Origin of the sequence: Streptomyces sp. Edi2, assembly GCF_040253635.1 — a bacterium.
Taxonomy (GTDB): domain Bacteria; phylum Actinomycetota; class Actinomycetes; order Streptomycetales; family Streptomycetaceae; genus Streptomyces.
The window spans coordinates 4,812,840-4,831,695 of the sequence record NZ_JBEJGX010000003.1; the positions used below are offsets into that span (position 1 = coordinate 4,812,840).

18 protein-coding genes are annotated in these 18,856 nt (G+C 70.9%); 8 read left to right on the forward strand and 10 right to left on the reverse strand.

The annotated features are described in order from the left end of the window. Positions 1-53: 53 nt before the first annotated feature. Together ABR737_RS24705 and ABR737_RS24710 are read right to left on the reverse strand one after the other, a co-directional pair. Positions 54-269, reverse strand: a complete 216-nt coding sequence (locus tag ABR737_RS24705; RefSeq protein ID WP_088798993.1) for a ferredoxin — start codon at positions 267-269, stop codon at positions 54-56. A 137-nt stretch (positions 270-406) separates the two neighbouring features. Further along, complete coding sequence (locus ABR737_RS24710) at positions 407-1,645, reverse strand: cytochrome P450 (RefSeq protein ID WP_350252353.1); 1,239 nt, start codon at positions 1,643-1,645, stop codon at positions 407-409. Between the two features lie 349 nt (positions 1,646-1,994). On the opposite strand from ABR737_RS24710, the gene ABR737_RS24715 reads away from it, so the two are divergent. Further along, the gene (locus ABR737_RS24715) at positions 1,995-2,525 is read left to right on the forward strand and encodes a MarR family winged helix-turn-helix transcriptional regulator (protein ID WP_350252355.1); all 531 of its coding nucleotides are present in this window, start codon (positions 1,995-1,997) and stop codon (positions 2,523-2,525) included. Between the two features lie 172 nt (positions 2,526-2,697). Here the strand turns inward: ABR737_RS24715 and ABR737_RS24720 are convergent, their stop codons facing one another. The 3 genes from ABR737_RS24720 to ABR737_RS24730 all read right to left on the reverse strand — a co-directional run bounded on the left by ABR737_RS24720 (position 2,698) and on the right by ABR737_RS24730 (position 5,225). Further along, positions 2,698-3,858, reverse strand: a complete 1,161-nt coding sequence (locus ABR737_RS24720; RefSeq protein WP_350252356.1) for a flotillin family protein — start codon at positions 3,856-3,858, stop codon at positions 2,698-2,700. Positions 3,859-3,870: 12 nt separating this feature from the next. Beyond that, a complete protein-coding gene (locus ABR737_RS24725) occupies positions 3,871-4,122 on the reverse strand; it encodes an NfeD C-terminal domain-containing protein (protein WP_350252357.1) in 252 nt (83 codons plus the stop codon). A gap of 281 nt (positions 4,123-4,403) precedes the next feature. Further along, positions 4,404-5,225 (reverse strand): methyltransferase domain-containing protein, encoded by an 822-nt coding sequence (locus tag ABR737_RS24730; protein ID WP_350252359.1) that lies wholly within the window; start codon positions 5,223-5,225, stop codon positions 4,404-4,406. A gap of 169 nt (positions 5,226-5,394) precedes the next feature. Here ABR737_RS24730 and pdxR point away from each other — a divergent pair, with 169 nt between their 5' ends. After that, a complete protein-coding gene (gene pdxR, locus ABR737_RS24735) occupies positions 5,395-6,852 on the forward strand; it encodes a MocR-like pyridoxine biosynthesis transcription factor PdxR (RefSeq protein WP_502964502.1) in 1,458 nt (485 codons plus the stop codon). Between the two features lie 149 nt (positions 6,853-7,001). Here pdxR and ABR737_RS24740 read toward each other — a convergent pair whose 3' ends face one another. After that, positions 7,002-7,463 (reverse strand): nuclear transport factor 2 family protein, encoded by a 462-nt coding sequence (locus ABR737_RS24740; RefSeq protein ID WP_350252363.1) that lies wholly within the window; start codon positions 7,461-7,463, stop codon positions 7,002-7,004. Positions 7,464-7,552: 89 nt separating this feature from the next. Then, positions 7,553-8,449, reverse strand: a complete 897-nt coding sequence (locus ABR737_RS24745) for a pyridoxamine 5'-phosphate oxidase family protein (protein ID WP_502964503.1) — start codon at positions 8,447-8,449, stop codon at positions 7,553-7,555. A gap of 170 nt (positions 8,450-8,619) precedes the next feature. Between ABR737_RS24745 and ABR737_RS24750 the strand changes: the two genes are divergently transcribed. Then, positions 8,620-9,165 (forward strand): CGNR zinc finger domain-containing protein, encoded by a 546-nt coding sequence (locus tag ABR737_RS24750; protein ID WP_350252366.1) that lies wholly within the window; start codon positions 8,620-8,622, stop codon positions 9,163-9,165. A 180-nt stretch (positions 9,166-9,345) separates the two neighbouring features. Beyond that, on the forward strand, positions 9,346-9,747 hold the full coding sequence (locus ABR737_RS24755; RefSeq protein WP_350252367.1) for a hypothetical protein: 402 nt from the start codon (positions 9,346-9,348) through the stop codon (positions 9,745-9,747). A gap of 69 nt (positions 9,748-9,816) precedes the next feature. Here ABR737_RS24755 and rocD read toward each other — a convergent pair whose 3' ends face one another. The 3 genes from rocD to ABR737_RS24770 all read right to left on the reverse strand — a co-directional run bounded on the left by rocD (position 9,817) and on the right by ABR737_RS24770 (position 12,591). Continuing rightward, the gene (gene rocD, locus ABR737_RS24760) at positions 9,817-11,052 is read right to left on the reverse strand and encodes an ornithine--oxo-acid transaminase (RefSeq protein WP_350252369.1); all 1,236 of its coding nucleotides are present in this window, start codon (positions 11,050-11,052) and stop codon (positions 9,817-9,819) included. Continuing rightward, positions 11,052-11,879 carry a dimethylargininase gene (ddaH, locus tag ABR737_RS24765; RefSeq protein WP_350252370.1) on the reverse strand — a complete coding sequence of 276 codons (828 nt, stop codon included), beginning with the start codon at positions 11,877-11,879 and terminating at the stop codon, positions 11,052-11,054. The genes rocD and ddaH overlap by 1 nt, the downstream gene beginning before the upstream one ends. Before the next feature lie 217 nt (positions 11,880-12,096). Next, the gene (locus ABR737_RS24770; protein ID WP_350252371.1) at positions 12,097-12,591 is read right to left on the reverse strand and encodes an Lrp/AsnC family transcriptional regulator; all 495 of its coding nucleotides are present in this window, start codon (positions 12,589-12,591) and stop codon (positions 12,097-12,099) included. 342 nt (positions 12,592-12,933) lie between these two features. Between ABR737_RS24770 and ABR737_RS24775 the strand changes: the two genes are divergently transcribed. The 4 genes from ABR737_RS24775 to ABR737_RS24790 all read left to right on the forward strand — a co-directional run bounded on the left by ABR737_RS24775 (position 12,934) and on the right by ABR737_RS24790 (position 18,853). Beyond that, positions 12,934-13,983, forward strand: a complete 1,050-nt coding sequence (locus ABR737_RS24775; RefSeq protein WP_350252373.1) for an ATP-grasp domain-containing protein — start codon at positions 12,934-12,936, stop codon at positions 13,981-13,983. Then, complete coding sequence (locus ABR737_RS24780) at positions 13,980-14,954, forward strand: ATP-grasp domain-containing protein (RefSeq protein WP_350252374.1); 975 nt, start codon at positions 13,980-13,982, stop codon at positions 14,952-14,954. The genes ABR737_RS24775 and ABR737_RS24780 overlap by 4 nt, the downstream gene beginning before the upstream one ends. A gap of 154 nt (positions 14,955-15,108) precedes the next feature. Then, positions 15,109-17,406 carry a terpene synthase family protein gene (locus tag ABR737_RS24785; protein ID WP_350252376.1) on the forward strand — a complete coding sequence of 766 codons (2,298 nt, stop codon included), beginning with the start codon at positions 15,109-15,111 and terminating at the stop codon, positions 17,404-17,406. 310 nt (positions 17,407-17,716) lie between these two features. Beyond that, positions 17,717-18,853 carry a hypothetical protein gene (locus ABR737_RS24790; protein WP_350252378.1) on the forward strand — a complete coding sequence of 379 codons (1,137 nt, stop codon included), beginning with the start codon at positions 17,717-17,719 and terminating at the stop codon, positions 18,851-18,853. Positions 18,854-18,856 lie beyond the last annotated feature (3 nt).

An 18,856-nucleotide genomic window follows, 5' to 3' on the forward strand; every position in this document is an offset into this window, starting at 1 on the left:
GGACCGGACCGGATCGGGTCCGGTCAGGCCGGACCGGTCCCGTGGCCCGTCGGCTAGACCCGCCCCGCCCGGTCCGCCTGCTCGACCGAGATCGCCGCGGCCGGGCAGATGGCCACTGCCTCATGGACCGCGTCATGGAGCCCGGCCGGCGGTTCGGCATCGAGGAGTACGACGATGCCGTCCTCCTCGCGCTGGTCGAACACCTCCGGTGCGGACAGCACACAGCTTCCGGCGCCGCAGCACTTCTCCTGGTCAATGTGTACGCGCATGGTTCTCCCCACGATGGGCCGCCGGGCTGCTGAGGGCCGTGGGCGGACGGGCTGGACAGGTTGGACGGGCCGGACGGGCTGGTCGGGATGACGGATGGTCCGAAAGGCCGGAGGGGGCCGGTGACGGAACGGAGGGCTCACCACGCGACCGGCAGAGCGTGCACCCCGTAGATCCCCATGTCGTGACGGAACCGGACGTCCTCGAAGGGGATGGCGAGCCGCAGGTCAGGCAGGCGGCGCAGCAGTGTCTCGACGGCGATCTGCAGTTCCACCCGGGCGAGCGGCTGGCCCAGGCACTGGTGGACGCCGAAGCCGAAGGCGACATGACGCCGGGCATCGCGGCCGACATCGAGTGCGTCGCCCCCGGGGAAGACGCCGTCGTCACGGTTGGCGGAGTTGAGGGTGCACAGCACGCCCTCGCCGGCCCGGATGGTGCGGCCGCCGACCGTGACCTCCTCGGTGGCGACCCGCGGGAGACCGTTGTGGACGATCGTCAGATAGCGCAGCAGCTCCTCGACGGCCCCCTTGATCAGCGAGGGGTCCGCGCGCAGCCGCTTCAGCTGGTCGGGGTTGCGCAGCAGGGCGAGGGTGGACAGCGCGGTCATGTTGGCGGTGGTCTCATGGCCCGCGATCAGCAACAGCCGCCCCATGGAGGCGATTTCCTCGTCGTCGAGGTCACCGCGGGCGACCAGCCGGCTGACGATGCCGTCGTCCGGCGCGCTCCTTTTGGACTCGGCGAGCCGGGTCAGATAGCGCCGCAGATCCTCCTGCGCGCCACGCACCTCCTCGGCTGTCGACCGGAGGCTGAGCAGCAGGCTGCTGCGTTCCTGGAAGAACTCGTGGTCGTCATACGGGACGCCGAGCAGCAGGCAGATCACCAGGGACGGCAGCGGCAGCGCGAATTCGGCCACCAGATCGGCCGAGTTGCGCCCCGTGGTCATCCGGTCGAGCAGGTCGTCGGTGAGGCGCTGCACCTCGGGGCGCATCGCCTCCACCTTCTTCACCATGAAGTCGGCGGTGAGCATCCGGCGCAGCCGCGCATGCTCGGGGTCGTCCTGGCGGATGAAGGTCGGTTTGACGGTGGCGAGTTCCCGGCCGCCCGCGGTGAGGAAGGGGAATCCCGGCCGGGTTGCGTCGGCGCTGAACCGCGGGTCGCCCAGCACCTCCCGTACGTCCTGATGCCGGGTCACCAGCCAACAGGCGGAGCCGTCCCAGAGCGTGGCCCGGGCGATCGGCTCCTCCCGGCGGGCCCGCTCTACGCCGGGCGCGGGATCGAAGGGGCAGCCTTCGGCCCGGGCGGCCGGGACGGCAAGGGGGGCGAGGCCTGCGTCCGGGCCGGTGCCGTGCTCCGCCTCGGTACGTTCTGCAGTCGTCATGCGGCTGGTCCTTCCACGATCGGGACACGGCACTGCCGTGGCGAACGGTGCGGGTAGCGCTTTTCCTCGACGGGCTCTGCGAACTCGGTCAACCACTCGCTCGGTAGCCACTCGGTAACCACCTCGGCAGCCACCGTGACCAGCAGGAATCACGGTCACCGAGGGGGCTCCCCTTCTAGTTACCTAACTTAAGCAAGTAAGTTGTTCACACGTTAACTCATCGCGAACGGGGGAGGAAAGAGGTGATCAAGGCGCCCCCGAGGTTGGCTCAAACCGAGCGGACGCGCGCCCTCGGAACGACGTGCCACAGGGCGGATCCGGGCACCCCAAGGGCAGCTAAAGTGCCTGCATGCCGGACCCCGGAAGAGACCAGGACCCCATCGCCGCACTGCAAAGAGTGCTGGCCACGCTGTCCTACCTGCTCACCCGCTCCCGGGCGCACGAACGCCAGGCGGCCGAGGCGGGAGTCACGGCGGCGCGCTCCGATCTCTGGCTGCTGATGGCTCTGGAGGACAGCGGCGGGGTCAGCAGGGTCGGCGACCTGGCCGCACTGCTGATGGTCGAGCCTCCTCATGTCACCCGCCAGATCAGCCAGTTGGAGTCCCAGGACCTGGTCGAACGGACCCCGGACTCCGCCGACCGCCGGGCCCGGAAGGTGGCGATCACGCCCCACGGCAAGGCTGTCCTGGGCCGACTCCAGGACACCAGCCAGGCCGGTCTCCACGAGGCGCTGGCCGGCTTCGACGACGCCGATGTCGCCACCACCGTCGCCGTGCTTAACCATCTGGTGTCCCACGCCCGCCACAAGCACATGGCGGAAGACCGGCCGCGGGGGCGGGGGTGCGAGCGGGACGGAAACGTCAGCGGGGCGGGGAGGTGAGCGGGGTGGAAACGTCAGCGGGGTGGAAACGTCAGCGGGGATCAAGCAGGGAGCGGGGAGAGGCGAACCGGGTGGGGCCCAGGGGTTTCCTCCCCCTGGGCCCCACCAAGCTCAGGAGCCGTTCCTCGCTCCCGGCTTGATCCCCGCTCGCTGCCGGCTCCCCGCTCGGTCGCTACTCGATCTCGACCCGGCCGTTGTGGCCCTGCTGCGCGGCGGTGCCGCCGTTCTTGTCGGTCTTGCCGTCCTGCCCCTCGGGGGTGCCGAGGTTGCGGCGGACCGAGTCGAGGATGGTCAGGCCCTGGCCGACCAGGCCGGCGGCGATCTCGCCCAGGCCGTCGGTGCCGTTGAGGACATTGACATTCGCGTTGGCCAGGCCCGCGGAGGCCTCCTTGACGATCTGCGGGAGCTGGTCGATCAGCATCCGGTCCAGGGCCACGCGGTCGTGCGACGCGGCGGCCTCGGCCTGGATCTTCATCCGCTCGGCCTCGGCCAGGGCCAGCAGCCGGATGCGCTCGGCCTCCGCCTCGGCGGGCTTGACGACCTCGGCCACCAGCTCCTGCTGACGCAGCTGCGCCGCGCGCTCGGCCAGCTCGGTCCGGGCGGCAAGCACCTCCTGCTGGGCGTGGGCCTGCGCCAGCGGACCGGCCTGCGCGGACCGGGCCTTGGCGCGGTCCACCTCGGCGGCGTACTCGGCCTGGACCACGGCGGTCTGCCGGGAGTACTCCGCCTGGTTGCGGACGGCCTCCTGCTCGGCCTCGGCCGAGGCCTGGGTGGCCTGCGCCTGGGCGATCTGTGCCTGCCGCTGGATGGCTGCCTTGTGCGGGGCGGACATGGCCTCGATGTAGCCGGTCTCGCCGTCGTCGATCGACTGGATCTGCAGCGAGTCGACGATCAGACCGATCTTCGCCATCTCGGTCTTGGAGGTCTCCAGGACCTCGGTGGCCAGCTTCTGGCGTTCGGTGACGATCTCCTCGACCGTCATCGAGCCGATGATGGACCGCAGATGACCGGCGAAGATCCGGCCGGTCAGCACCGACATCTGGTCCTGGTCGGACAGGAACCGCTGACCGGCGTTGACCACGCTCTCGGTGTCGTTGCCGACCTTGAACGCGATCACCGCGCGCACCGTCAGCGCGATGCCCTGCCGGGTCACACAGGTCTCCGAGACCTCCGCCTCGCACATGGCCAGCGTCAGAAAGCGGACCTTGCGGAAGACCGGCAACACGAATTTGCCGTGTCCGGTGACCACTCGGAACGGCGCGCCCCCCTGTCCACGCCTGCCTCCCGAGATCAGCATGGCTTGATCGGGGGCAGGAACGCGGTAACCGAACATCCTTATATCTCCTCAACCGGCGTCGCCGGCATTGCCGGACAACGCGTCCAACGGATCCGCCCACTCCATGACGTCGACCTGGCGACTGCCACGGGACTCGATCACGAGCACGGTGGCCCCTACCGGAAGGGGCTCGGCGGACCAGGCGAGAAAGGCCTCGCTACCGCCTCTGATCCGTACCAGGACCTCACCGGGACCGGCAGTCCCGCGCGTGCCGATGAGCAGCACTCCCGTACAGCCGATGACGGCATCGTCCTGTGCCATTCGCGGCTGACCTCCCCCGTTACGTTCCTGGAAATCCGACCATAGCGCTCCGGCACGCGGTGGCCTATGGGGGGTTGGCGGCGAGTTGGCGCAACCCGCCACAGCGGTCAATTTCCCGTGAAGACATCTGCAAAGGAAGTGCGGAATTCTCTTGATCGGGTGAATGGGCGACGGTGGTGACGAGGCGCTGGGGGCAATGCGTCGAGGGCCGCGGACCCCTACGGCCCTGATGACCCCTACGGCCCTGATGACCCCTACGGCCCTGATGCCCCCTGCGGCCCCTACGGCACCGGATTGACGGCCACGGCCTTGAAGAAGGTGTAGTGGAAGGTCCCGTCGCCTTCCGCGGTCCGCCGCAGATCGGTGATCCCGCGGTCCCAGTCGGCGGCGGTGGTCAGACCGAAGCCCAGGGCGTCGTCCCGGACCGCTTCGATCATGGCGATGAAGGTGTTCCGGGTGAAGCCTTCCACCAGGGCGGGCCGGGTCCGGTCGGCATAGACCGTACGGGGACGGATGACCACATCGCTGAATCCGGCGCCGGTGAGCAGCGGCTGCAGCTCCCGTCCCAGCAGCGCATTTCCGCCGGCTGCGGCCTGCAGGCGTACCTGATGCCCGATCACCTCATGGGCGTGCAGGCTGTCCGGATGGAAGACCACCGAGCCGTGGTCGCCCTCGATCACGGTGAGCGTCCCGCCGGGGCGCAGGAGCCGGCGCAGCATGGCCAGTGCCCGGTCGGGTTCCCAAAGGTGCTCCAGCACGAAGCAGGCGAAGATGTGGTCGAACTCGGCCGCTTGGAAGGGGAGATGGAACAGGTCGGCGGCCCGCCACGTCACGTCGGCCCGTGGCTCCTGCTCCGTCACGTAGGCGCAGGCCTGGGCCAGTGACTTCTCGGAACGGTCGACCGCGACGATCCGCGCCCGCGGACTGTTCCTGGCCAGATGTACGGTCTGCGCGCCCACCCCGCAGCCGACCTCCAGGACACAGCTGCCGGCGGGGTACGCCGTTCCGGCGTGCAGCAAGGGGGCCAGGGTGTCCGCCTGGTCGCAGAGGCGCCGGGCCTCGCGGGGCAAGTAACCGTGAACGTAAGCCGTGTTCATGTCCATGGCTTCACCGTGCCGGGACAATGGCCCGGTGCACAGGTCCAAAGAACGGCTCACCGGCAGGTCCATAACTTTCTCAAGTCCCTCACCTTCCGTGGAACCCTCGTCCGCCGCCTCGTCGCCCTCTGCCCGGGCCTCCGGCTCCTCCGACGCCTCCGGCTCCTCCGACTTCCTGCAGCTGAACATCGCGGAAGCGCGCGCGGGCGGCCGGACGGACTGGCTCGCCCGGGAGTTGCGGCGCGCGATCGCGGACGGGCGGCTACCGGTCGGGAGCAGGCTGCCCGCCACCCGGGTACTCGCCGCTGACCTGCGGGTATCGCGGGGGGTGGTCACCGAGGCGTATCAGCGGCTGACCGAGGACGGGCAGCTCGCCGGGCGGCGGAGAGGCGGGACCGTGGTCGTCGCCGCGCCCGTGACGGCCACGGCGGGGTCCACGGTGGCCACGGCGAAGACCACAGGGGCGGCGCCGTCCGTGCACCGAGCCGTCACTCCGTTCGCCGCGCCGCCCGGCCCGGAGATCTTCGACCAGCTCCGCACCGCGCCCGCACGGATCGATCTCGCACCCGGCGTACCCGACCTGTCCGCCTTCCCCCGCACCTCCTGGCTCCGCGCCGAACGCGCGGTGCTCGCCGGTCTTGCCTCCGCCGAGCTCGGTTACGGGGACCCCCGCGGCACTCCCGCACTACGGCGGGCCGTCGCCGACTGGCTGGCCCGTAACCGCGGGATCAGGGCGGACCCGGACGAGGTGCTGATCGTTTCCGGTACCGCGCAGGCCCTCGGCCTGATCGCCCAGGTGCTGCACCGTGACGGGATCCGGGAGATCGCGGTGGAGGACCCCGGCTCCCTCGGAGCGCAACAGCATCTGCGCCACTGGCAGCAGGGGACGCCGCCGGTGCCGGTCGACGAGTACGGGATACGGGTCGATGCGCTGCAAGCGAGCGGTGCGCGGGCCGTACTGCTCACCCCGGCACACCAGTTCCCGACCGGGGTGGTGCTCGACGGCGGCCGGCGCCGCGAGCTGATGCGCTGGGCGGCCGACGGCGGCCTGATCATCGAGGACGACTACGACGCCGAGCACCGCTACGACCGTGCGCCGGCCCCCGCGCTGCGCTCACTCCTGGCCGACCAGGTCTGCTACGCCGGCAGCGTCTCCAAGCTGCTCGCGCCCGCCCTGCGGGTGGGCTGGGTGCTGGCGCCGCCGCGGTATCGCACGGCGCTGGTCGACGCCAAACGGTTCGCAGACCTCGGCAACGCCGCACTGCCGCAGCTGGTGCTGGCCCGGCTGATGGAATCGGGCGAGCTGGAACGCCGGTTGCGGCTGCTGCGCCGGCGCCACCGGCAGCGCCGGGACGCCATGATCGCGGCGATCAGGGCCCATCTGCCGGGCGCGACCGTGCACGGCGCGGCGGCCGGCCTGCATCTGACGATCACCTTCGCGCCGGGCGCCTGCCGCGGCTCCGATACGGACCTGGCCGCGGCGGCCCTCGCCCGCGGCGTCAAGGTCCAGCCGCTGTCCTGGCACCGCCAACTCCCTGCCGCGCCGGGCCTGGTCCTCGGCTATGCCGCCCGCACTCCGGGCGAGATCACGGAGGGTGTGGCCGTCCTGGGGGAGGTGCTGACGGGCGGGTGAGCCGGGAGCGGGGCGGAGGGGAGCGGGGGCCTGCCGATTGCGCTGGTGGCGCCGGTCGTGTCGGTCGCGCCGGGGCCCTCGGTCGCGCCGGGCCCCTCGGTTGCGCCGCTCAGGGGCAGCCGGACGGCAGGCTCCCCGCCTGCGCCTGATCAGCGGAAGGGAAGCGGCCGCCCCTTCTCCTCCTCCGGGCGGGGCCCGAAGATGCGGCGTTCGTCGCCGGTGATCGCGACATCGTGGATGCCGGCCTCCCGGCGGCGCATCAGGCCTTCGTCGTCGAACTCCCACAGCTCGTTGCCGTAGCTGCGCCACCACTGGCCGGCCGCGTCATGGGACTCGTACTGGAAGCGCACCGCGATGCGGTTGCCGTGGTAGGACCAGAGCTCCTTGCGCAGTGCGTAGTCCAGTTCGCGGGTCCACTTCTGGTGCAGGAACGCGATGATCTCGTCGCGGCCGGTGAGGAAGGTGTCCCGGTTCCGCCAGACCGAGTCCTCGGTGTAGGCGAGGGCGACCCGCTCCGGATCGCGGGTGTTCCAGGCGTCCTCGGCCGCCTGGACCTTCTGCAGCGCGCTGGGCTCGTCGAACGGCGGGAAGGGTGGGCGTGCTGGTGCCATGGCGGGCTCCTTCTCTTGGCTGTGGGGGGAACCCGGGCGGGCTCTTCGGGCGGAGGCTTCGGGGCTCAGCGGAGGCGCCGGCCGGAGGTTCATGCGCTGTCCCGCACGGGTGGGTTGGCGGGCGAGTACTCGGGCGTGGACCAGCGCAGCGGGCTCGCGTGCGGGGTCTCCACGGTTTCGGCCACCGTGAAGTGCAGGGTGCGGCCGGCCGCGCCGAAGACGGTGGTCGCGGTGCCGGTGAGCTGGAGCGTGCTGCCGGTGCTCCAGTCGACGAACAGCAGTCCGGCGCGCGGATCGCCTTCGAGATTGCCCAGGGTCAGGAACATCGCGTTGCCCGGGTAGTCCTGCCAGGAGAGTTCGTTCGGCGAGGTCACCCGGACGAAGCCGGGGTTGCCGCCGCGGTGGCCGGCATCGGCGCCGTCGGCGGCCGCGGTGGCGAGGAAGAAGGTGTCGGCGGCGCGGATGAGCCGCTGCTGCCCGGGGGTGAGCTCCCGGCCCCGCCGCGTGGCACCGGCCGGGGCGGGGACAGGCGCCAGGAGCGTCCGCCGCTGCAGGTATTTCGGGCAGTTGGCGAAAACCTGCTCGGTCGCCACCACGAACCCGCGCGGCGTCGGTGCGGCCGTGCCGTTGAGGCGCAAACGGCGCCGGGTGCGGGGATCGAGAGCGAGGGTGCCGATGCCGGTTCCCTCGGTCGCGAGGGCCGTGGTGAGCGGGTCGCCGTCCGGCGGGCCGCCCGTGACCGCGATCCGCCGGGGGCCCGTGGCCCGTACGAATCCGGGAGCGCCGGTGAGCAGCGAGCCCCACATCCGGCCGGCCTCGTCCGCCGCGCCGATCACCAACATCGGCTGCAGCCCGAGGAAGGCCGCGGCCACCTCGCGGAGGCCCGGTCCGATGGAGCGGCCGATGTGATCGGCCACGGCGCGTAGGCCGAGCCGGTCCTGCACGGCGCGCGAGCCCTCGTGGTACGGATCCTCCACGGTCCTCAGCTCCTCGGATCGAGCCGCGCTCTAACTGGTGAAAATGATGTTAGGGGTTAGTGGTGTGGGCCGGCAACCTCTTACGTACTCTTGAATGGTTAGCCCAAGGGGGCCCGGACGTCAGAAGGCTGACGTCAGAAGGCCGACGTCAGCAGGATCAGAAGGAGGAGTCAGGGAAGATGCCCGCACTCGACCCCCGCCCTCTGACCGGAGAGCCCGTCTCGCTGGATCTGCTGAACACCCGCTGGATGTCCGACGGCGTACGCCAGGATCTGCTCACCGGCCCCGAAGGGCTGCGCATCTGGCTCGCGAGCAACGGTCTCGCCCGCCGCTTCCCCGCCGACGACGCCGCCGCACTGGAGCATGTGCTGCTCGCCCGCGAGGCCCTTGCCCTCGCCGTCGACGGCCCCGGCGGCACGGCCGGTACCGAGGGCGTCAACGCCGTACTCGGCCATGGCCGGATCCGCGCCACCCTGATGCCCGAGGGCCCCGGCGAGGTGGCGGAGTTCGAGGATCCGTCCTGGGGCGCAGCCTGGACCGCGACCCGTGACTACCTGGATCTGCTGCGCACCGCCCCCGACCGGATCCGCGGCTGCGCGCACGGGGCGTGCATCCTGCACTTCTTCGACACCTCGCGGAACGGCACCCGCCGCTGGTGCTCGATGGCCGCCTGCGGCAACCGTGCGAAGGCCTCCCGCCACTACGCGAAGACGCGCGCGGTCTGACCGCCGGTCCGCCCGGGCTGCTCACAGCCACGGTGGCCTGCGGCTTCTTTCCTTTTATGGCACGTGAGTTCGAAGATTCGACTAAGATCAACTACGTGACCGCGGTCCCTGCCACGCCCCATTCGTGGCGGGGCCGTTGTGTCTTCTGCCGGTACACCGAAGAGAGGATTCCCCCCACACATGACCCGTTCGAAGCTGCTCCGTACGCTGACCGTCGCCGGAACGATCGTGCTGAGCGCCGTCGCCGCCACCCCGGCCGCGCACGCCGCCGCATCCTCCTGCACCCACGACTGGTCGGGGCCGCAGATCTGCATCAAGGCCGACGGCAGGGACGGGACGCCCAACCCCGGTACCGTCACCGCCTCCTGGACCAACCCGTCCAAGAGCCGGAAGTCCGCGACCGTCTACATCTCCAATTCGGAGGGCATGAGCTACTCGTTCAAGGCGAAGCGGTCCGGTGGCGAGATCGTCGGCCACACCGTCCCGGGGCTGCAGCCGAGCGGCAGCACGCTCTGTGTCCGTTTCAAGGGCAGCTCGCACAAGGCCTGCCTGGAGATGATCAACCGCAACGGCTCCTTCTAGGGGCACCGCGCGGACACGAAGCGGCCGCAGCTCACCCGGGCTGCGGCCGCTTCGGCCTTCCGGCAGGGGTCAGACCAGCGCCCGCTCCAGGCTCCCCAGCGCCGCATCCAGTTCCTCACCGGTGATGGTCAGCGGCGGGGCCAGCCGGATCGTCGAGCCATGGGTGTCCTTGACCAGGATGCCTTCCTTCAGCAGGCGTTCGCTGATCTCCCGGCCGGTGCCGAGCGCGGGGTCGATGTCGACACCGGCCCACAGGCCGCGGGCGCGGAAGCCGGTCACGCCCTTGCCGGTCAGCGCGGCCAGACCGCTGCGCAGCCGCTCGCCCAGCTCGGCGGCGCGGCGCTGGAACTCCCCGGTGGAGAGCAGTTCCACGACGGCCGAACCGACCGCGGCCGCCAGGGGGTTGCCGCCGAAGGTCGAACCGTGCTGGCCGGGGCCCAGGACACCGAGCACGTCGCGGCGGGCGACGACCGCGGAGACCGGGACGATGCCGCCGCCGAGCGCCTTGCCGAGCAGCAGCACATCCGGCACCACGGACTCGTGCTCGACGGCCAGGGTGGTGCCGGTGCGGCCCAGCCCGGACTGGATCTCGTCGGCGATGAACAGGCACCCGGCCCGCCGGGTCAGTTCGCGTACGCCGGTGAGGTAGCCGTCGTCGGGGATCACGACACCCGCCTCGCCCTGGATGGGCTCGATCAGCACGGCGGCCGTCGTCTCGTCCACGGCCGCTTCGAGCGCGGCGAGATCGTTGTAGGGGACGGTGCGGAAGCCGGGGGCGAAGGGCCCGAAGCCGACGCGGGCCGTGTCGTCGTCGGAGAAGCCGACGATGGTCGTGGTCCGGCCGTGGAAGTTGCCGCCGGCCACCACGATCGTCGCCCGGTCCGCCGGGACACCCTTGACGTCGTACGCCCACTTGCGCGCGACCTTGATGCCGCTCTCCACCGCCTCGGCGCCGGTGTTCATCGGCAGGACCATGTCCTGGCCGGTCAGCTCGGCGAGGCCTTCGGCGAAACCGGCGAGCCGGTCGTTGTGGAAGGCGCGGGAGGTGAGGGTGAGCTGGTCGAGCTGGCGGTGCGCGGCCTCGATCAGGGCCGGGTGGCGGTGGCCGAAGTTGAGCGCCGAGTAGCCGGCCAGCATGTCGAGGTAGCGGCGCCCCTCGACGTCCTCGACCCAGACCCCTTCGGCGCGCGCGACCACCACGGGCAGCGGGTGGTAATTGTGCGCGAGGACCGGGCCCTCGGCCTGGATCAGCTCCGCGGACGAACGGGGAGCGTGCACGCGGGCGGTACGGGTGGGAGCGGTCATCAGCGAATCTCCTGGGTGCAGCACTTGATGCCGCCGCCGGCCTTGTGGAACTCCGAGAGGTCGACGGGGACGGGGACATAACCGTGCGCGCTGAGCTGGTCGATCAGGCCGGTCGCCTGCGGGGCGACGAAGACATGGCGGCCGTCGGAGACGGAGTTGAGGCCGAAGGCCAGGGCGTCGTCCCGAGTGGCGAGCACCGCCTCGGGGAAGAGCCGGCGCAGCACCTCACGGCTGCCGGTCGAGAACGCCCCGGGGTAGTAGGCGACATTCGCCTCGCCCGTCTCCGCCGTCTCCTCCAGGACGAACAGCGCGGTGTCCAGGTGGTAGAAGTACGGGTCCACCAGCTGCAGGCCGATGGTCGGTACGCCGAAGAACTCCTGGACCTCGCGATGCGCGGCCGGCGTGGTGCGAAAGCCCGTACCCGCCAGGATGTAGCGGCCGGCCGGTACGAGATCGCCCTCGCCCTCGCACGGCGACTCGGGCCGGTAGACGTCGTACCCGGCCGCCTTGAACCAGGTCTCGTACTCCACGGACTCCGGCCGCCGCTGCGGCGCATGGAAGGACGAGCCGAAGACCCGGCCGCCCACGACGAGCGCGGAGTTCGCCGCGAACACCATGTCGGGCAGCGTGGCCACCGGGGGCACGCTCTCCACCGTGTGCCCGTGGTCGCGGTAGGCGCCCATCAGCGTCTCCCACTGGCGCCCCGCGAGGGCGGTGTCCACCGGGATCTCCGCACTCATCCACGGATTGATCGTGTAACGCACATCGAAGTGTCTGGGCTCGCAGACCAGATAGCGCCGGGGGCGCGACACACGACTCTTCGGCACGGGACGATCCCTTCGCTTCCTTACGGGGCTTGCGGGCAATGCGTGGCACTGCGGGGCGACCGGCTGTCACTGAGGGTCACCCGTGGTGCTTCCACGGTAAGGAGCGACGGATTCGGGTCACAAGCAACAAATGCTGCTCATCAGCGCAGGAATGCTGCGTGGAAATGCCGGTGAGCGCCGGATCGGTGCGCGCGCTGATTGGTGCGCGCGCGTCGCGTCAGGGCGCGGAGTCGCCGGAGAACTGGCCGGCGCCCGCCTCCGGGCTGTCCGGCAGGAGATGGGACAGCACCATGTAACTGATCGTCTTGCGGATGAACGGCTCGGCCCTGATCCGTTCCAGCACCTCCTCGAAGTGCTCGACATCCTTCGCCCGTACGTGCAGCAGTGCATCGGCGCCACCGGTCACGGTCATCGCCGCGGCGATCTCCGGATGGTTGCGCACCACCTCGGCGAGCCGCCGGGGCGGCGCCGCGCCGTCGCAGTACACCTCGACATACGCCTCGGTCAGCCACCCCAGCGCGGCCGGCCGGACGGTAGCGGTGAACCCCGTGATCACGTTGTTCTCCCGCATCCGGTCCACCCGCCGCTTCACCGCGGTGGACGACAGCCCGATCGCCGCACCGATCTCCGCAAAACTCGCCCGGCTGTTGTCGATCAGCGCCGTAACGATCTTGCGGTCGAGGTCGTCGAAGGGCGCGGCCTTGTTGGTCATCGGGCCTCCCGAATGCTGCGGGTCCGTACGAGTCCGCACTGGTCCGGACTGGTCCGTACCGGTGCGTGCCGTTCCCTCTCCGTCGTGGTCGCCTCACGGTAGCGGGGCGCGGGGAATCGGGAGAGCGGGCAAGCGGGCGGGTCGGAGGGGGAATGCGAGCGGGCCAGGAGGAGGCCGCAAAGGCCGGGTTGGCGGAGGAGGTGGTGTGGGCTCGTCGGAAGGCGGGCCGGAGCCGGGTGCGTGGGCCCGCGGTCTCTGCCGGGAGCCGCATGGGATCCTGGTACGTCATGGTTCTGCCGGACGGACGGTGGACGGACGTGCGGCGATGATGAGGGTGCCCCGATGAGACTCTGCTTCCTGGTGGAGGAGCAGTACCGCCACGACGGCATGCCGTTGGACGTCATCCGCCAACTCGGCTCCTGGGGGCACCAGGTGGATGTGCTGTGGCCGGGCCGTTCGCTGATCCCCATATCCGAGGCGATTCAGGCCGGCAGCCATGATGCCTGGGTCCTCAAGACCGTGTCCGGCGGGCCGGGGCTGACGCTGCTGGAAGCCGCCGCTTCCGTCGGGCTGACGACGGTGAACGATGTCCGGGCGATCCGCGGCGTACGCGACAAGGCGCTGGCCGCGGTGATCGCCCGCCGCAGCGGTCTGCCCGTCCCGGTGACGTATGCGGCGGCCCGTCCCGAGGAGTTCGCGGAGATCCCGGAGGCGGAGTTCCCCCTCGTGGTGAAGCCCGCTGACGGCAGTTCCGGGCGTGCCGTGCGGCTGGTGGCGACGCCGGACCGGCTGCTGGATCCCGTGGCGGAGGCCGGCGCAGGGGACCCGGGCGCGCCGGACGGGGGGCTGCTCATCGCCCAGCCCTATGTGCCCAACTCCGGTACGGATCTGAAGGTGTACAGCGTCGCCGGCGAGTTGTACGCGACCGAGCGGTGCTCTCCGCTGCACCCCGCGCACGCCGTACGCGAACGTCAGGTTCCGCTCACCCCCGACCTCGCCCGGATCACCGCCGAGATCGGCGCGGTGTTCGGCCTCGATCTGTACGGGGTCGACATTCTGCTCGGACCGGACGGCCCGGTGGTCGTGGACATCAACGACTTCCCGAGCTTCCGTCAGGTACCGGACGCGGTCGCCCGGGTGTCCGCCGCGATCCTGGACCTCGCCCGTCATGGCACGGCAGGGCAGGCGGCCGGGCCGGCCCTCGGGCAGTCGGCGAGCGGGCAGCCGGGCAGTGAGCCGCTGACGACCGGGCAGCTTGCGGGCGAGCAGCCCTCGGCGGCGCCTGCCACGGCGAAGCCGGGTGCCGCTGCGGCCCCCGCGGCACCCCCGTTCACCGCTCCGTCCCTGCCCCGCCCCACCCGGCCCGCAGCCTCGATCGGTGGTGGCCGGTGAGGATCGGGCTGGTCACCGCGGATCCCGGGCATCCGCTCCTTGCCGCGGTCACCGAGCTGCTGACCCCGGAGCACCAGGTCGTATGGCTGGATCCGGGCGGCGAGGGGCAGGGCCCGGATCCGGACCTTTCCTCGTCCGGCTCTTCGTCGCTCGACTCTTCCTCGCTCGACTCTTCCTCGTTCGACTCCTCCTCGTTCGGCTCTGTGCCGCTCGATCTCTCCTCGCTCGCCGATGTCTACCTCCTCAAGGCGCGTACGCCCCGGGCGCTGGCGCTTGCCGCCCTGCTGGAGGAGCACGGCGCCCCGGTGCTCAACTCCGCGGCGGCGACGGCGCGATGCCAGGACCGGGTCGAGATGGCGGCGGTGGCCCGCGCTGCCGGGCTGCCGTTCGCCGGTACCGCCGTCGTGGCCACGGTCGGGGAGCTGGCCGCGGCCGGCGAACCGGACGGGCCCCTGGTGATCAAGAGCCGGTTCAGCCGGCGCCATGACCTCGTGGCCCGTGCCGACAGCGCCGTACGGCTGCGGGAGCTGGCCGCCGACTGGGCCGATGAGCCGGTGGTGGTCCAGGAGTTCACCGCGAACAGCGGCTGGGACCACAAGCTGTGGGTGGTCGACGGGCGGCTCTTCGCCGGGTTGCGCCGGTCGGAGCTGTCTCCGGACGGCCGCGGGCCGACGTTGCCGCTGCCGGTGGGCGAGCTGCCCGAGAGCTGGACCGGCGCTGCGCTCCGGGCCGGCGAGATCTTCGGCCTGGACGTCTACGGGGTGGACGTTCTCGACGCCGGTGGCGGTGCGCCCCTCATCGTGGACATCAATGCCTTCCCCGGCATCCGCGGCCAGGCCGGCGCCCCGGAGGCACTGGCACAGCTCGCCCTGCGCACAGCCGCAAGAGGGCGGGGCCTCGACGCCGGGGAACGAGGCGCCGGGGAACGAGGCGTCGGCGAAAGAAAAGCGGCAGAAGTCGGCGAGAAGTAACCCCGTTCGGCAGGCCCCGAACTGAAGCGGACCGGTGGCGGAAGCTCTTCCTCCGTAAGGCCTAAGGCGTTGACCCCTGGGGTAGCGCTGCCCCGTCCGGAGGGCGTGGTTCCCCGCGCCTTCCTTCCGTACGTAAGGGGAGAGGCCGGCAACGGTGACACAGCCATTCGAACTGCCTGACTTCTATACGCCCTACCCGGCGCGGTTGAACCCGCATCTGGAGACGGCGCGTACGCACTCCAAGAAGTGGGCCCGCGACATGGGGATGCTGGAGGGCTCGAACATCTGGGAGGAGAAGGATCTCGACGCCCACGACTATGCCCTGCTGTGTTCCTACACCCACCCGGACTGCGACGCGGACGCGCTCTCGCTGGTGACCGACTGGTACGTCTGGGTCTTCTTCTTCGACGACCACTTCCTGGAGGAGTTCAAGCGGACGCTCGACCGGGAGGGCGGCAAGAAGTACCTCGACCGGCTGCCCGCCTTCATGCCGATGGAGCTGACCGCGGCCGTTCCCGAACCGGCCAACCCCGTCGAGGCGGGGCTCGCCGATCTCTGGGCGCGCACGGTGCCGCACATGTCCCTGGCGTGGCGGAAGCGGTTCGCCGAGAGCACCGAGCATCTGCTCAACGAGTCGCTGTGGGAACTGTCCAATATCAACATCCACCGGGTGCCCAACCCCGTCGAGTACATCGAGATGCGCCGCAAGGTCGGTGGCGCGCCCTGGTCGGCGGGCCTGGTGGAGTACGCGACCGGTGCCGAGGTGCCCGCGGCCGTCGCCGGCTCCCGTCCGCTGCGGGTTTTGCGCGACACCTTCTCCGACGGGGTGCATCTGCGCAACGACCTCTTCTCCTACCAGCGGGAGACGGAGGAGGAGGGTGAGCTGAGCAATGGTGTCCTGGTGCTGGAGACCTTCTTGAACTGCACCACCCAGGAGGCCGCGGACGCCGTCAACGACCTGATCACCTCGCGGCTGCAGCAGTTCGAGAACACCGTGGTCACCGAACTCCCGGCGCTCTTCCTGGAACAGGGCCTGGACCCCGAGTCCTGTGCGGAGGTGCTGGCGTACGCCAAGGGGCTCCAGGACTGGCAGTCGGGCGGCCACGAATGGCATATGCGCTCCAGCCGCTATATGAACGGTGGCGGCTCCGCGGTCCAGAGCCCGCGACCCTGGTCGCCCTTCTCCCTGGGCGGATTCGGCACCTCGGCGGCGGATCTGAGGACCGCGCTGACCACGGGCGAGGGGCTGCCGACCACGGCCGGTGGGCAGCTGCCCGTGGCTGGTGGTCAGGCCATGGCCGGTGCGCGCCGTCTCCGCAGCTCCAGCCATGTCCCGCACCAGAAGGTCGGCCCCTCACGCATCCCCGACCTCTTCATGCCATTCACCACCACCCTCAGCCCGCACCTGGAGGGCGCCCGCCGCCGCGTCCTGGCATGGGCGCGCCGGATGGGCATCTTCGGTCCGCAGCCCGGGGTGCCGCTCTCCGACATCTGGGACGAGCCCGCGATGGTGCGCTACGACCTGGCGCTGTGCGCGGCCGGCCTCCACCCGGACGCCACTCCGGAACAACTGGACCTGGACGCCGCCTGGCTGGCCTGGGGCACCTACGCCGACGACTACTACCCCCAGGTCTTCGGCCGGACCCGCGATATCGCCTCGGCCAAGGTGTGCACCGAGCGGCTGTCGGCCTTGATGCCGCTCGACCCCTCGGCCGCCGTGCCCGAGCCGGTCAACGCGATGGAACGCGGGCTGGCCGACCTGTGGACACGTACGGCGGGACCGATGCCCCCCGAGGCGCGCCGGATGTTCCGTGAAGCCGTCGACACGATGACGGCCAGCTGGCTCTGGGAGCTCGACAACCAGCTCCACCACCGCATCCCCGACCCCGTCGACTACATCGAGATGCGCCGCGCGACCTTCGGTTCCGACCTCACCATGAGCCTGTGCCGCATCGGCCACGGCCGGCGGATCCCGCCGGAGATCTACCGCACCCGCACCCTGCTCTCCCTGCAGAACGCCGCGGCCGACTACGCCTGCCTGCTGAACGACGTCTTCTCCTACCAGAAGGAGATCGAGTACGAGGGCGAGGTCCACAACGGCATCCTGGTCGTCCAGAACTTCTTCGACTGCGACTACCCGACCGCGCTGAACATCATCAATGACCTCATGACCTCGCGTATGCACGAGTTCCAGCACGTTGCGGCCCATGAACTCCCGGTCGTCTGTGATGACTTCGACCTCTCGCCCGAGGCCCGCAAGGCCCTCGGCGGCTACGTCCACGAGCTGGAGAACTGGCTGGCCGGCATCCTCACCTGGCACCGGGGCTGCCTGCGCTACACCGCGGCCGAGCTGCGTCATCCCATGGGTTCGCCGGGGTGGCGGGCAGCGCCGACCGGGCTGGGGATGTCGGCGGCCCGCCTCTTCAGGGGGGCGGTCGCGGGGGTGGGGTAGGCGGACCGGGCGGGGCGGGCGGGCGGGGCGGGCCGGCTAGGCCAGGTGGGCCGGGCGGACCAGGTGGACCGGGTGGACCGGGTGGACGAGCACGGGTGCCGGTTCACGGGCGGCGTCCGGCCCGTCCCTCGAACAGCGGCCTCAGGCCCCCGCAATGCCTCCCGCGGGCTCCTGCTGGCTGGTGAACTTCCCCTCCGAGGTGAATATCCCGATATGTCATCGGGAACCCCACATGGCGAAATCCCGCACGGGTGTGACCGAGGGCCGGACCGCTGCCCATGGCTGACGAGGAGTTCCGACTGTGCGACGCATGATCGCTTTGCTTGGCGCTGTGGCCTTCACGGGGGCGTCCGCCGCGTTCGGCCCCACCGACGCCGAGGCCGTCAGCGGCGTCATCACCTACCACATCCGCCAGGGCAACCGGATGTACCGGATCGAGGACCCCGGCGACGACCACTGCTACGGAGTGGGCGACGGGTACGGCGTGGTGGACAACGACACCCCCACCGACCTGGTCCTCTACAACGGCCGCGACTGCACCGGATCCGTGGTGACCACGGTGCGCGCCGGATCCTGGCTCAACGCACGGTTCGGGAGCCTGCGGCTGAGCGCGAACGGCCCGCGGTATCCGCAGGATCCGGATGACCGGGACACCACGGCGCGTGCGGACGACCCGGGTGACTCGGACGGGCCGTCGCGTACGGGTGACCCGGGTGACTCGGACGGCGCGTCGCGTTCGGATGACCCGTCGCGTTCGGATGACCCGCCGCGTTCGGATGACCCGTCGCGCTCGGACGACCCGCCGCGTTCGGATGACCCGGGAGACATGGACGGCCCGTCGTCTTCGGGCGGCCCGGAGGACGCGGACGGGCCCGGGAACTCGGACGGCCCCGGGAACTCGGACGGCCCCGGGAACTCGGATGGTCCAGGGGACTCGGACGGCCCCGGGAACGCTGACGAACCCGGGAACTCCGACAGTGCGGATCAGCCTGCCGACACGGAGCGTCCCGCCGATCCGGTGAATGCCGCGCAGCCGGTGAGCGCGAAGCATCGGGTGAACGCGGCGCATCCGGCGGGTGCCAAGCATCGGGAGAGCGCCGGGCATCGGGAGAGCGCCGGGCATCGGGAGAGCGCCGGGCATCGGGTGAACACCGGACACCCGGTGAACACCGGGCACCCGGTGAACGCCGGACATCGAACGAACGCTCCGCACCGAACGAACGCTCCGCACCGGGTGAAGCCTGCGCACCGGGGGAATTCCGCACACAGGGAGAACGCCGCACACCGGGTGCGCCCGGGGAATCAGGGGAGCCCCGTGCGTCCTGGGAGCCCCGTGCGTCCGGGGAGTCCCGTCTACCCGGTTAGCCCCGTCTACCCGGAGAGTCTGCTCAACCCGGGAAGCCCCGTGTACCCCGGAATCCTCCTGTACCCGGGGTTCGCCGGCTGACCT

What these genes read in the sequence shown, in the direction of transcription:
- ABR737_RS24705 (WP_088798993.1), bottom strand. Translation starts at nt 269, where the DNA reads ATGCGCGTACACATTGACCAGGAGAAGTGCTGCGGCGCCGGAAGCTGT.
- ABR737_RS24710 (WP_350252353.1), bottom strand. Translation starts at nt 1,645, where the DNA reads ATGACGACTGCAGAACGTACCGAGGCGGAGCACGGCACCGGCCCGGAC.
- ABR737_RS24715 (WP_350252355.1), top strand. Translation starts at nt 1,995, where the DNA reads ATGCCGGACCCCGGAAGAGACCAGGACCCCATCGCCGCACTGCAAAGA.
- ABR737_RS24720 (WP_350252356.1), bottom strand. Translation starts at nt 3,858, where the DNA reads ATGTTCGGTTACCGCGTTCCTGCCCCCGATCAAGCCATGCTGATCTCG.
- ABR737_RS24725 (WP_350252357.1), bottom strand. Translation starts at nt 4,122, where the DNA reads ATGGCACAGGACGATGCCGTCATCGGCTGTACGGGAGTGCTGCTCATC.
- ABR737_RS24730 (WP_350252359.1), bottom strand. Translation starts at nt 5,225, where the DNA reads ATGGACATGAACACGGCTTACGTTCACGGTTACTTGCCCCGCGAGGCC.
- ABR737_RS24740 (WP_350252363.1), bottom strand. Translation starts at nt 7,463, where the DNA reads ATGGCACCAGCACGCCCACCCTTCCCGCCGTTCGACGAGCCCAGCGCG.
- ABR737_RS24750 (WP_350252366.1), top strand. Translation starts at nt 8,620, where the DNA reads ATGCCCGCACTCGACCCCCGCCCTCTGACCGGAGAGCCCGTCTCGCTG.
- ABR737_RS24755 (WP_350252367.1), top strand. Translation starts at nt 9,346, where the DNA reads ATGACCCGTTCGAAGCTGCTCCGTACGCTGACCGTCGCCGGAACGATC.
- rocD (WP_350252369.1), bottom strand. Translation starts at nt 11,052, where the DNA reads ATGACCGCTCCCACCCGTACCGCCCGCGTGCACGCTCCCCGTTCGTCC.
- ABR737_RS24770 (WP_350252371.1), bottom strand. Translation starts at nt 12,591, where the DNA reads ATGACCAACAAGGCCGCGCCCTTCGACGACCTCGACCGCAAGATCGTT.
- ABR737_RS24775 (WP_350252373.1), top strand. Translation starts at nt 12,934, where the DNA reads ATGAGACTCTGCTTCCTGGTGGAGGAGCAGTACCGCCACGACGGCATG.
- ABR737_RS24790 (WP_350252378.1), top strand. Translation starts at nt 17,717, where the DNA reads ATGATCGCTTTGCTTGGCGCTGTGGCCTTCACGGGGGCGTCCGCCGCG.